Source organism: Streptomyces naganishii JCM 4654, from assembly GCF_014650575.1.
Taxonomy (GTDB): Bacteria; Actinomycetota; Actinomycetes; order Streptomycetales; family Streptomycetaceae; genus Streptomyces; species Streptomyces naganishii.
The window spans coordinates 1-11,693 of sequence record NZ_BMVF01000008.1 but is presented as its reverse complement, the minus strand read 5'-3'; the positions used below and the strand labels follow the sequence as shown (position 1 = coordinate 11,693).

Here is an 11,693-nt window from a genome sequence, read left to right as displayed (position 1 = left end):
CGTGCGATACGTGCGATACGTGCCGTGCGTCCGGTGACTACCGGGTCTGCTGGGCCGGGACCCCGCGGGAGATCGGCTCGTCCTCGGCCGGCGTGCCCGCGGCGGCCACCGCGGCACCGGTGAGGGTCGCCAGCATCTCGCGCACGTTGGTGAGCTGGGCGTTGATCGAGTCGCGGCGGTTGGTCAGGGCCGCCAGCTCGCGCTCGGACTCCGAACGGATGCGGTCCGCCTTGGCGTTGGCGTCGGCCACGATGTCCTCGGCCTGGCGCTGGGCGGTCTCCACCGTCTGGCGGGCGCGGCGCTCGGCGTCGGTGCGCAGCTTCTCGGCCTCCAGGCGCAGCTGCTCGGCGCGGTGCTCGATCTCCGCGAGCCGCTTCTCGGCCTTGGCCTGACGGGACGCCAGGTCGCGCTCGGACTGCTCGCGGCGCTTGGCGAGGTTGGTCTCGAAGTCGGCGGCGGCCTGCGCGGCCTTGGCGCGGGTCTCCTCGAAGAGGGCGTCCGCCTCCTCGCGCTTGGACTGCGCGTCCTTCTGGGCCTCGGAGCGCAGCTGGGCCGCCTCGCCCTTGGCCTTCTCGACGATCCGGACGCCCTCGTCCTCGGCCTTGGACTTGCGCTCCGCGGCGAACGACTCCGCGTCGTTGCGCACCTGCTGGGCCGCCGACTCGGCGAGCTCGCGGTGCTGCTCGGCCGCGCGCCGGGCCTCCTCACGCAGATCCTTCGCCTCTTCCTCGGCGAGACGCAGGATCTTCTCGACGCGCGCGCCGAGACCCGCGTACGACGGCTCGGCGTCGGTGACCTGGGCCTGGGCGTTCTGCGTCTCGAGGTGGAGCTCCTCGATGCGCTTCTCCAGGGCGGTGATGCGGGAAAGAGCGCTGTCACGGTCGGAGACGAGCTTGGAGATACGTTCGTCCACCTGAGCGCGGTCGTACCCACGCCGCACAAGCTCGAAGCCGTAGGGGGAAGTGTCGCTCATGGGGTTCCTGTCGAATGAGACCGGTGAGGTGATAGGTGGAATCCTAGGGGCCGAAGCGGTGTGTCATCGAGCGGATACGTGTTTGATCTGGAGAATGACACCTCTTTTGAGTGGCTGACCATCGGAGAGCTTGCCAAAGAGCCGGGCAAAGCCCTCCGAAAGACCGGAATCCGCCCCTCACCCTAGCCGTCTGACGACTTGCCACCCGACCGGGGTGCGCCCACCGTCGCGCCCGCCTTGACGCCGCCGTCCTTCCCGGACGCCGGGGCCTCGAAGGACTCCAGCGCCTCCAGGACGTCCTGGACCCGGGAGATCTCGGCGTTGATGTCCTCGCGCCGGCGCACCAGGATCTCCAGCTCGCGCTTGCCCTCCTCGACCGTGGCCCGCGCCTCGCGGATCGCCTCGGCCTTCAGCTCCTCGGCCTCCTTCACGAGCGTGGCCTTCTTCTGCTCGGCCTCCTTCAGCAGCCCCTCGGCCTTCTTCACCGCGGCGATACGCACCTTGCCCGCCTCGGAGTTGGCCTCCGAGACGATCTCCTTCGCCTTGGCCTGGGCCTTCGCCAGCTGCTCCTCGGCGGCCTTGATCAGCGCGTCGCAGCGGTCGCCGGTGGACCTCATCGTCTCCGCGGCCTCGCGCCGCGCCCGCTCGTGCAGTTCCTCGATCTCGGCGGTCAGCCGCTCGCGCAGCTCCTCGGCGCGCTCGCGGATCTGCGTGGCGTCCCGGCGGGCGCCGACGAGCAGCTCGTCCGCGTCCGTACGGGCCTTCTCCACCGAGGCGTTGCCCTCGATGGTCGCCTCGGACAGGATCCGGTCGGCCTCCTTGCGGGCCGCGCCCACCATCGCGTCGGCCTGCGACTCCGCGTCCGCCTTGGTCTTCACCGCGCTCTGCTGCGCCTCGGTGAGCAGCTTGTCGGCCTCGGCCGTGGTCTCGGTGATGAGGGTGTCGACCTGCTCGGCCGCCTCCGAGCGCCGCTTGTTGGCCTCCTTGCGGGCCTCGTCCAGCGTCCGCTCGGCCTCCTCGCGGGCGGCGGCCAGCGTGCGCTCGGCCTCCGCCTCGGCGTCGCCGCGCAGCCGCTCGGACTCGGCGCGCATCCGCTCGGCGTGCGCCTGCGCGGAACCGACCGTCTCGGCGGCCTCGGCGCGCAGCCGCTCCGCGTCGCCGGTGGCGTCCGAGATGAGCTTCTCCGCCTTCGCGACGGAGTCGGCGCGCAGCCGGTCGGCCTCGTTGATCGTCTCCGTCTGGAGCCGCTCGGCCTCCGCACGCGCCTCGCTGATGAGCGTGTCCGCCTGGGTCGCCGCGTCCGAGCGGATGCGGTTGGCGTCCTCGCGGGCCTCGGCGCGGGTGCGGGTGGCGTCCTGGTCGGCCTGCGCGATCGCGTCGGAGGCCTCGGTGCGCACCCGCTGGGCGTGCTCGGCGACGTCCGCGCGGATCCGCTCGGCCTCCGCGATCGCCTCGGAGACCGTGCGGTCCGCCAGCGACTTCGCGGCCTCGGCCTCCTCGTGGGCCTCGCGCCGCAGCCGGGCGGCGTCCTCGCCGGCCCGCTCCCGCTCGGCGTAGGCGTCGGCGCGGACCCGGTCCGCCTCCTCGCCGGCCTCCCGGCGGGTGCGCTCCGCCGCGTGCTCGGCGGCCGAGCGCAGCCCGGTGATCTCCTCCTGCGCCTGCTCGTGCAGCCCGGCGACGGAGTCGCGTACCTGCTGGGCGTGCTGTTCGGCGGCCGAGACCATCTCGGTGGCGCGCCGGTCGGCCTCCTCGACCAGCCGGGTCGCCTCGGTCTGCGCCTCCTCGACGCGCTTGCGCGCCGAGGCCAGCAGCTCCTCGCTCTGCTCGCGGGCCCGCTCGCGCTCCTGGTCGGCCTCGGCGCGCGCGGCGCCGAGGAGTTCCTCGGCCTCGCGGCGGCGCCGGGCGGCCTCCTCCTGGGCGGCGGCCAGCGTCTCGGACGCCTCGGCGCCCAGCCGCTCGGCGGCGGCCTGCGCCTCCGCGCGCACCCGGTCCGCGGTGTCCTGGGCCTCCGCCTTGAGCCGCTCGGCCTCGGCCGCGGCCTCGGACCGCAGCCGCACGGCGAGGGCCTCGCCCTCGGCGCGGGAGGCGGACGCGTCGGCCGCGGCCTCGTCGCGCAGCCGCTCCGCCTCGGCCTCGGCCTGCTGCTGGAGCGTACGGATGCGCTCGGCGGCCTCGGCGCGCAGCCGCTCGGCCTCCTCGGCGGCCTCGCGGCGGATCCGCGCGGCCTCCTCACGGGCCTCGGACAGCGCCTGCTCGGCAGCGGCCAGGCGCTGCTCGGCATCGGTGTGCAGCCGGGTGAGCTCCTCGGCGGCCTCGGCCCGCCGGGCCTCGACGGCGCGCTCGGTCTCCTCGCGCAGCTCGCGCGCGGCCCGCTCGGCGTCGGCGCGGACCGACTCGGCCCGCTCCTCCGCCTCGGCGCGGTGCCGCTCGGCCTCCTTGCGGGTGCGCTCCAGGGTCTCCTCGGCCTGCCGGCGCAGGGAGGTGGCCCGCTCGATGGCCTCGGTGCGGACCTTCTCGCTGTCGCCCTGCGCGGTCGAGCGCAGCTCGTCGGCGTCGGCCTTGGCCTTGGACAGCAGCTCCTCGGCGGTCTTCGCCGCCTCCTCGATCTGCACCACGGCCTCGCGCCGGGCCTCGGCGCGGATCCGCTCGCCCTCGGCGACCGCGTCGGCGCGCAGCTGCTCGGCCTCGCCGCGCAGCCGGCGCGCCTCCTCCTGCAGCTCGACCGTCTTGGCGCGGTACTCCTTGGTGTCGTCCTTGGCGGCGCCCTTGAGCTGGGCGGCGATGTCGTGCGCCTCGGCGCGCAGCCGGTCCGCCTCGGCCTCGGCCTCCCGGCGGATCCGCTCGGCCTCCTCGGCCGCGGCCTTGGTGGTGTTCTTGGCGTCCTCGGCGGCCTTGTTCAGCACGTCCTCGGCGGTCTTGGCCGCCTTGGACAGCTGGGTGGCGCTCTCCTCGGCCGTGATCGTACGGGCCTTCTCGGCGGCCTCGGCGACGATCTTCTCGGCTTCGGCGCGGGCGTCCGCGACCACCTGCTCGGCCTCGGACTTGGTGGTCTCGGCCTCCTTGGTGGCCTCCTCGACCAGACGGGCGACCTGCTCCTTGGCGGTGCGGGTGCGCGTTTCGTTGGCCGCCTCCGCGCTCGACAGGGCCTTGGCCGCGGCCTCCTTGGCCTCGGTGACCAGCTTCTCGGCCTCGGTCTGCGCCTTGCGCAGCGCCTCCTCCGCCTCGGCCATGCGCTGTTCGGCGGCCCGGCTCAGCTCGGTGGCCTGGCGGCGGGCGGCGTCGGACTCGGTGGCGGTGGAGGAGCGCAGCTGCTCGGCGTGGTCGGTGGCCTCCTGGGCCTGCGTGGAGGCCGCGTTCAGCAGGCGCTCGGCGTCCGTGCGGGCGCGGCGCAGGATCTGCTCGGCCTCGGCGCGGGCCGACTCGGCCTCGCTCTGGAGGCGCTGGCGTGTCTCGGCGGCCACCCGCTCGGCCTCCGCGCGGGCGGCGGCCATGGCCTGCTCGGCCTCTGCGCGGGACTCCTCGAGCAGCCGGCGCGCCTGCTGCTCGGTGCGGGCGCGCAGCTGCTCGGCCCAGGCCACGTTCTCGTTGACGTGGGACTCGACGGTCTGGCGGCGCTCGGCGAGCTCCTGGTCGAGCTGCTGGCGCCGGGTCACCGCCTCCTGGTGCAGCTCGGACTGCAGGCGCGCGGCCTGCTCGGCGTGCTCCTGGAGGATCCGCTGGGTCTGCGCCCGGGCCTGGCTCAGCTCGCGCTCGGCGTCGGCGCGGATCTGGTCGGCCTGCATCTGCGCGTTGCGCAGCAGCTGCTCGGCCTGGTAGCCGATGTCCGCGCTGTCGTAGGCGGGCCGGGACATGATGGTGCGGCGCGCCTCGTGAAGCTTGGCGCGCAGCACCTCGACCTGGTAGCCGAGGTCCTCGGCGTGCTGGATCGCCTTCTCCCGCTCGGTCTTCAGCCGATCCATCTCGGCCTCGAACCGAGAGAGGTGGTCGACGTCAGCCGCCGGCTCTCGCTCCTGGCGTTCGTAGCCCCGCACTGCGCGGTCCCATCCGTCCCCTGGTCGCAAGCCTGTCCAAACGAGCTCCGTCCATCCGCCGAACGGGGCCCCCGGGGAATGGTGTCAGATCAACGGCGGAGCATGGGCTGCTGCCCCGACGCTCGTCCCCCGAAACCCGGACCCCGGCACGGTCCGGCCGAAGGACGGCAGGACCCGGCCGCCCCCGCTTCGGGGACGACCGCTCCCAACCCTACCGGCCCTTATGTACGAGGGTCAGTGCTCAGCCGACTCAACAGGCGCTGAAGTGACCAGTTCTGTCAGGACGCCGTGACAATCCTTGGGGTGCAGGAAGGTGATCCGTGACCCCATGGAGCCGCGTCGCGGCTCCTCGTACAGAACGCGTACGCCCCTGTCGCGGATGTCCGCGGCGTCGGCGTCCACATCCGCCGTACCGAAAGCGATGTGGTGGACGCCCTCGCCGTTCTTGGCGAGCCACTTGGCGACGGTGGAGTCCTCGCGGGTCGGCTCGAGAAGCTGCAGGTAGGAGGCACCTCCGTCGGACGTCTCGTTGATCTTGAGCATGGCCTCGCGCACGCCCTGCTCCTCGTTGACCTCGGTGTGGAACACCTCGAAGCCGTACGTGGCCCGGTAGAACTCGACGGTCGCGTCGAGGTCGTGGCAGGCGATCCCGATGTGGTCGATTCGCGTCAGCATGGATTCAGTGCAGCGCTCCGCGGGTGGTTACGCAACGTGCGCGCGATCACACCGACGGCCCGATGACGGCACCGAGTGCCATCAGTACATTCGAAGTAAACCCTCGTTCACTCCTCGGCCTGGGCAGGCCGGTAAGGGGATCGCAGCTCATGTCTTCTGGAAATTCCGGTACGAACACCTCGGTGATCGTCGCGGGCGCGCGCACGCCCATGGGGCGGCTGCTGGGCTCGCTGAAGTCCTTCTCGGGAGCCGACCTCGGCGGCTTCGCGATCAAGGCCGCCCTCGACCGTGCGGGGATCGGGGGCGACCAGGTGCAGTACGTGATCATGGGGCAGGTGCTGCAGGCCGGGGCGGGGCAGATCCCGGCCCGTCAGGCCGCGGTCAAGGCCGGCATCCCGATGAGCGTCCCGGCGCTGACCATCAACAAGGTGTGCCTGTCCGGCCTGGACGCGATCGCGCTGGCCGACCAGCTGATCCGCGCCGGCGAGTTCGACGTGGTCGTCGCCGGCGGCCAGGAGTCGATGACCAACGCGCCCCACCTGCTCCCCAAGTCCCGCGAGGGCTTCAAGTACGGCGCGATCGAGATGCTCGACGCGATGGCGTACGACGGCCTGACCGACTCCTTCGAGGGCATCGCCATGGGCGAGTCCACCGAGAAGCACAACACCCGTCTGGGCATCGCCCGTCCGGAGCAGGACGAGATCGCCGCGCTCTCCCACCAGCGGGCGGCCGCCGCCCAGAAGAACGGCATCTTCGAGGCCGAGATCACCCCGGTGGAGATCCCGCAGCGCAAGGGCGACCCGGTGCTGTTCAGCAAGGACGAGGGCATCCGCGGCGACACCACCGCCGAGTCCCTGGGCAAGCTGCGCCCGGCCTTCGCCAAGGACGGCACGATCACCGCCGGCTCGGCCTCGCAGATCTCCGACGGCGCCGCCGCCGTGGTCGTGATGAGCAAGGCCAAGGCCGAGGAGCTGGGCCTGGACTGGATCGCCGAGATCGGCGCCCACGGCAACGTGGCGGGGCCGGACAACTCCCTGCAGTCCCAGCCGTCCAACGCCATCCAGCACGCTCTGAAGAAGGAGGGCCTGGAGGTTTCCGACCTGGACCTCATCGAGATCAACGAGGCGTTCGCCGCCGTCGCCGTGCAGTCAATGAAGGACCTCGGCGTATCCACGGAAAAGGTGAACGTGAACGGCGGCGCGATCGCTCTCGGTCACCCGATCGGGATGTCCGGCGCCCGTCTGGTGCTGCACCTGGCCCTGGAGCTCAAGCGCCGGGGCGGCGGGGTCGGCGCGGCCGCGCTGTGCGGTGGCGGCGGCCAGGGCGACGCCCTGATCGTCCGGGTGCCCAAGGCCTGAGCGCCGGGTAGCACCCCACCGACCCCTTTCGTACGCCGACCGCGTACGCGGATCACGTGAACGGAGCTGTGATGCAGGACGTCTCCTCTCTGGTGGCCCAGGCCAGGGAAGGCCGGCCGCGGGCCGTGGCCCGGCTGATCTCCTTGGTGGAGGGGGCGTCCCCGCAGTTGCGGGAGGTCATGGAGACCCTGGCCCCGCTGACGGGCAACGCCTACGTCGTCGGCCTCACCGGCTCCCCGGGCGTGGGCAAGTCGACGTCCACGTCGGCCCTGGTGACGGCGTACCGCAAACAGGGCAGGCGGGTCGGCGTCCTGGCCGTCGACCCGTCCTCGCCCTTCTCCGGGGGCGCCCTGCTGGGCGACCGGGTGCGCATGTCGGAGCACGCCTCCGACCCGGGCGTCTACATCCGCTCCATGGCGACCCGCGGCCACCTCGGCGGACTCGCCTGGGCGGCCCCGCAGGCCATCCGCGTGCTGGACGCGGCGGGCTGCGACGTGATCCTGGTGGAGACCGTGGGCGTCGGCCAGTCCGAGGTGGAGATCGCCTCGCAGGCGGACACCTCCGTCGTCCTGCTCGCCCCGGGCATGGGCGACGGCATCCAGGCGGCCAAGGCGGGCATCCTGGAGATCGGCGACGTCTACGTGGTCAACAAGGCCGACCGCGACGGCGCCGACGCCACGGCCCGCGAGCTGAACCACATGCTGGGCCTCGGCGAGGCCCGCGGCCCCGGCGACTGGCGCCCGCCCATCGTCAAGACGGTGGCGGCCCGCGCCGAGGGCGTCGACGAGGTCGTGGAGGCCCTGGAGAAGCACCGGGCGTGGATGGAGGAGCGGGGCGTGCTCGCGGAGCGCCGGCGGGCGCGGGCGGCCCGCGAGGTGGAGACGATCGCGGTGACCGCGCTGCGCGAGCGCATCGGCGACCTGCACGGCGACCGCCGCCTCAGCGCGCTGGCCGAACGCATCGTGGCGGGCGAGCTGGACCCGTACCGCGCGGCGGACGAACTGGTGGCGGGCCTCACCGAGGCCTGAGAACAGGCGGTGAACGGCGGAAGGCGGGATCCCGTCCAGGGCCCCGCCTTCCGCCGTTCCCGCACGCGCTCAGGAGCGTCCCCGCTGTGCCCGCAGATGCTCGGCGACGGGCTTGAGGGCCTTGTCGAGCTCGGTCAGCGCCTCGGGCGCCAGCAGGTCGATGAAGTGCCTCCGCACGGACGCCACATGGTGCGGCGCGACCTTCTGCATGGTCTCCATCCCGTGCTCGGTGAGGACCGCGTAGAGCCCTCTGCGGTCGGACTCGCAGTTCTCACGGCGCACCAGGTTCGCGTTCTCCATGCGGGTGATCTGGTGCGAGAGGCGGCTCTTGGACTGGAGGGTGGCGGACGCGAGGTCGCTCATCCGCATCCGTACGTCCTCCGACTCGGAGAGGTTCACGAGGATCTCGTAGTCGTTCATCGTCAGGCCGAACGGCTGCAAGTCCTTCTCGAGCTGGTACGTCAACAGCCTGTTGACCTCCAGGTGGGTGCGCCAGGCGCACTGCTCCGCATCGGTCAGCCAGCGCGTGGCCGTCTCGGTCTCCATGAATGAAGTCTACCTAAGAAGTTGAAAGGCGAACTAGTGAGGGGTGCTGTGACGGTGCGCACGCGTTCGAGCCGTCACACTCCGCAGACTACCGCTCACAGCCCGAAGCGACGCTGGAGGTCTCCCAGCTGTCCGGGAAGGCGCGGTGCGCCGGCTTGCTGTCCATGGCTTCCGGACACCCCCGCTCCGCCGGGCACGCCGGGCTCCTGCGGGACCACCCCCATGGCCTGCTCGGCCATCAGGGATTCGCTCGACTGAAGCAGCACCGTGCCGGCTCCCACGAACTCGAACTGGTGCTCCTCCCCGGAGGCCCCGCCGAGGCCCGTCATCGCACGTAGACCGCCCATTACGCCTGTCAGGTACCCGTGGTCGTAGTGATGGCACGGGGAGGGGCAGTCGGCCCATCCGACGAGCGCCTGCGGGTCCACCCGGACCGGGGGTTCCATGAACACCACCGGCCCGTTTGACGCGGCCACGAACTTTCCGGTTCCGATGAGGGTCAGGAACCCCGGCACGATCGACTGCTTGAGCGCGAGACTTGGCTGAAAAGCGAGCAGGTTGCCCGAGCGAATGGTCAGATTGCCGTCGTCCAGGTCGTAGGAATTGACATCGAAGGCCCGGTCGGCGAGCAGCATCTTGCCCGAGCCCTCCGCCACGACCCAGTCGCTCGCGTGCAGAGGCGAATGGAACGACGTACGCACCAGACGGTCCAGCCGTCCGTGCCCGACGCCGTTGAACTCGATCGCCCCGTAGTAGGCGATCATCTTCCCCTTCTGGAGGAACCACTGGCTCCCCTTCAGCTCCACGCAGAAGGTGTAGTTGTTGACGTTGTCGTCCGCCGGCAGCGTCATCGGGTCGTAGACCACGGGCCCGGCACCGGGCGGTCCCCACGCGTTCACAGCTTCTCCTCCGACGCCTGCACGTAGACCACGCCACTGCCGCTGAGCTCCAGCTGGAAGGCCTCCCCGGAACCGCGCCCCACCATGTCGCGCCACCCCAGGGCGGCGGACAGCCGGTTGCGCACGTCACCGTGATGGGCGACGTAGGCCTGCGGATCCACGTGGACGGGCCGCTGCGGGGTGATCGGCACCTCGAAGACCCCGCCGTGCGCCATCACCGCCACGGACCCGTGGCCCTGGAGCGTGGTCGTGAACAGCCCCTGGCCCGTGACCTGGCCGCGCACCATGCCCATGACCCCGCCCTGCGAACCCATGAACATCGTCCCCTGCCGCAGCGTCCCCTCGAAGGCCAGCAGCCGGTCCGCCTCCACGTACAGGGTGTCGCCCGTCAGGCCGATCACGTGCACGTGGTGGCCGCCGTGCCCGAAGAACACGGTCCCGCTGCCCTCCACCGTCATCAGCGGGGTGGCCTCCCCGGCGACCCGCCGTCCGATCATGGACATCAGCCCGCCCTGACCCCCTTGAAGGCTGGGGGTGAAGGACACCTCGCCCTTGTACGCGAGCATGGCCCCGCGCTGACTGAACAGCCGCTGCCCCGGCACGACGGTCGCCTCGACCATCTTCGAGTTGATCTCCCGGAAGGCCATCACACGTCCCCCGCGATGGTGTTCCGCTCGCTCGGCTGCACGTACACGAGCCCGTCCCCCTCGAACCGGATCTGGAAGGCCTCCCCGCCGCCCTCGCCGAGAAAGGTGCGGAAGGTCACACCGGACTGGAAGGTCTGCCGCAGGTTCCCCTGGTGTGCGATGTACGCGCCCGGATCGACGATCAGCGGGTACTGCGCGCTGACCCGCAGCACCACGGCCGGCCCGTCCGACATGATCGCCGCCTGCCCGTGCCCCTCCACGGTCGTGGTGAACAGCCCGTTGCCCTGCGAGGCCCCCCGCAGCCCCGTGAACGTCGTGCCCGTCCGCAGCCCCGCGTCCGTCGCCAGCAGGTTGCTCGACTCGACGAACAGCTTCTCGCCCTGCAACCGCACCAGATTGATCTCGGCGGCCCGGTCGGCGAACCAGCAGGTCCCCTGCCCCCGCACCTCCATCACCGTCATCTGCTCACCGGTGAGCCGCCGCGTCACCATCCCCCGCAGCCCCTCACCGCCACCCGTCAGCTTCTTGAAGGCCATCTGCCCGTCGTACGCGACCATCGAGCCGTTCTTCGCCTTCACGGCATCCCCGGTCATGTCGACGGCGAGCACCTTGCTTCCCTGAAGTCGGAACATCGCCACGCAGCGAAAGGTAGCGGCGCAGGGACGCCGCACACACCCCTGGGGCGGACCGCCCGGAGGATTTGCCACAATGGACCGGAACTTTGTGCCCGCATTCACAAACCGCCGGCGCCCATCCCCTCCGTCCCGACCGAAGGTGACCCGTGGACATCAAGACCGCCACCGCCCTCCGCCGCCTCCGCCTGGTCTCCGCCCCCGAGGCGGTGTCCTTCATCCTCCTGCTGATCTGCTCGGTCCTGAAGCGGACCACGGACTTCAACGCGGTACCCGTGATGGGCTCGATCCACGGCGTCCTGTTCGTCCTGTACGTCATCTTCTGGGCCGACGCCTGGAACCGCGCCAAGTGGTCGCTCAGGACCGCCGCCCTCTACTTCGTCCTGTCGGTCCTGCCCACCGGCGGCTTCTTCGCCGAGCGCAAGCTCAAGCGCGAGGCCGAGGACGCGGTGATCGCCTCCCGCGCCCGCCGCGAGGGGGTCGTGAACGCGTGATCGTCGCTTTCTCCGTGACCCCCCTGGGCGTCGGCGAGGACGTGGGGGAGTACGTGGCCGACGCCGTCCGAGTGGTCCGGGCCTCCGGCCTGCCCAACCGCACCGACGCGATGTTCACCTCGATCGAGGGCGACTGGGACGAGGTGATGCAGGTGATCAAACAAGCAGTGGCGGCAGTGGAGGCCAGGGCTCCCCGAGTCTCCCTGGTCCTGAAGGCGGACATCCGCCCAGGAGTCACAGACGCCCTGACCGCAAAGGTGGAAACGGTGGAACGGCACTTGGCCGACTAGCACCCGCACCCACCCTCCCCCCGAGGCGAAACGCCGACGGGGCGCCCGGACCCGCACCCACCCTCCGGTGGAAGCGGGACAGTGGGGCGCCCGGCCCGCAGCCGCCCTCCGGTGGAAGCG

General features: G+C 71.7%; 11 protein-coding genes. 4 read left to right on the top strand and 7 right to left on the bottom strand.

What is annotated here, in order from left to right:
* Positions 1 to 37: 37 nt before the first annotated feature.
* From IE217_RS16270 to mce, 3 genes are all read right to left on the bottom strand, one after another.
* Positions 38 to 973, bottom strand: a complete 936-nt coding sequence (locus IE217_RS16270; RefSeq protein ID WP_190178592.1) for a coiled-coil domain-containing protein — start codon at positions 971 to 973, stop codon at positions 38 to 40.
* 182 nt (positions 974 to 1,155) lie between these two features.
* Positions 1,156 to 5,004: a polarized growth protein Scy gene (gene scy, locus IE217_RS16265; protein WP_190178591.1), complete on the bottom strand. Its 3,849-nt coding sequence runs from the start codon at positions 5,002 to 5,004 to the stop codon at positions 1,156 to 1,158.
* A 234-nt stretch (positions 5,005 to 5,238) separates the two neighbouring features.
* Positions 5,239 to 5,679: a methylmalonyl-CoA epimerase gene (mce, locus tag IE217_RS16260; RefSeq protein WP_190178590.1), complete on the bottom strand. Its 441-nt coding sequence runs from the start codon at positions 5,677 to 5,679 to the stop codon at positions 5,239 to 5,241.
* Between the two features lie 149 nt (positions 5,680 to 5,828).
* Between mce and IE217_RS16255 the strand changes: the two genes are divergently transcribed.
* Together IE217_RS16255 and meaB are read left to right on the top strand one after the other, a co-directional pair.
* Entirely contained in the window at positions 5,829 to 7,037 is a 1,209-nt protein-coding gene (locus tag IE217_RS16255) for an acetyl-CoA C-acetyltransferase (protein WP_190178589.1), read from the top strand.
* 71 nt (positions 7,038 to 7,108) lie between these two features.
* Positions 7,109 to 8,065 carry a methylmalonyl Co-A mutase-associated GTPase MeaB gene (gene meaB, locus IE217_RS16250; RefSeq protein WP_190178841.1) on the top strand — a complete coding sequence of 319 codons (957 nt, stop codon included), beginning with the start codon at positions 7,109 to 7,111 and terminating at the stop codon, positions 8,063 to 8,065.
* Positions 8,066 to 8,134: 69 nt separating this feature from the next.
* Here the strand turns inward: meaB and IE217_RS16245 are convergent, their stop codons facing one another.
* From IE217_RS16245 to IE217_RS16230, 4 genes are all read right to left on the bottom strand, one after another.
* The gene (locus tag IE217_RS16245; RefSeq protein WP_190178588.1) at positions 8,135 to 8,611 is read right to left on the bottom strand and encodes a MarR family winged helix-turn-helix transcriptional regulator; all 477 of its coding nucleotides are present in this window, start codon (positions 8,609 to 8,611) and stop codon (positions 8,135 to 8,137) included.
* A 95-nt stretch (positions 8,612 to 8,706) separates the two neighbouring features.
* Positions 8,707 to 9,462 (bottom strand): AIM24 family protein, encoded by a 756-nt coding sequence (locus IE217_RS16240; protein WP_190178840.1) that lies wholly within the window; start codon positions 9,460 to 9,462, stop codon positions 8,707 to 8,709.
* A 44-nt stretch (positions 9,463 to 9,506) separates the two neighbouring features.
* A complete protein-coding gene (locus tag IE217_RS16235) occupies positions 9,507 to 10,157 on the bottom strand; it encodes an AIM24 family protein (protein ID WP_189705455.1) in 651 nt (216 codons plus the stop codon).
* The gene (locus tag IE217_RS16230; RefSeq protein WP_190178839.1) at positions 10,157 to 10,789 is read right to left on the bottom strand and encodes an AIM24 family protein; all 633 of its coding nucleotides are present in this window, start codon (positions 10,787 to 10,789) and stop codon (positions 10,157 to 10,159) included. The genes IE217_RS16235 and IE217_RS16230 overlap by 1 nt, the downstream gene beginning before the upstream one ends.
* A 149-nt stretch (positions 10,790 to 10,938) precedes the next feature.
* On the opposite strand from IE217_RS16230, the gene IE217_RS16225 reads away from it, so the two are divergent.
* Entirely contained in the window at positions 10,939 to 11,283 is a 345-nt protein-coding gene (locus IE217_RS16225) for a DUF3817 domain-containing protein (RefSeq protein WP_190178587.1), read from the top strand.
* Entirely contained in the window at positions 11,280 to 11,573 is a 294-nt protein-coding gene (locus tag IE217_RS16220) for an MTH1187 family thiamine-binding protein (protein WP_190178586.1), read from the top strand. The genes IE217_RS16225 and IE217_RS16220 overlap by 4 nt, the downstream gene beginning before the upstream one ends.
* Positions 11,574 to 11,693 lie beyond the last annotated feature (120 nt).

Bases quoted from the DNA above. Each gene is read 5' to 3' on its own strand.
- IE217_RS16270 (WP_190178592.1), bottom strand. From the start codon at position 973: ATGAGCGACACTTCCCCCTACGGCTTCGAGCTTGTGCGGCGTGGGTAC.
- IE217_RS16240 (WP_190178840.1), bottom strand. From the start codon at position 9,462: ATGACGCTGCCGGCGGACGACAACGTCAACAACTACACCTTCTGCGTG.
- meaB (WP_190178841.1), top strand. From the start codon at position 7,109: ATGCAGGACGTCTCCTCTCTGGTGGCCCAGGCCAGGGAAGGCCGGCCG.
- IE217_RS16255 (WP_190178589.1), top strand. From the start codon at position 5,829: ATGTCTTCTGGAAATTCCGGTACGAACACCTCGGTGATCGTCGCGGGC.
- IE217_RS16235 (WP_189705455.1), bottom strand. From the start codon at position 10,157: ATGGCCTTCCGGGAGATCAACTCGAAGATGGTCGAGGCGACCGTCGTG.
- IE217_RS16230 (WP_190178839.1), bottom strand. From the start codon at position 10,789: ATGTTCCGACTTCAGGGAAGCAAGGTGCTCGCCGTCGACATGACCGGG.
- IE217_RS16245 (WP_190178588.1), bottom strand. From the start codon at position 8,611: ATGGAGACCGAGACGGCCACGCGCTGGCTGACCGATGCGGAGCAGTGC.
- mce (WP_190178590.1), bottom strand. From the start codon at position 5,679: ATGCTGACGCGAATCGACCACATCGGGATCGCCTGCCACGACCTCGAC.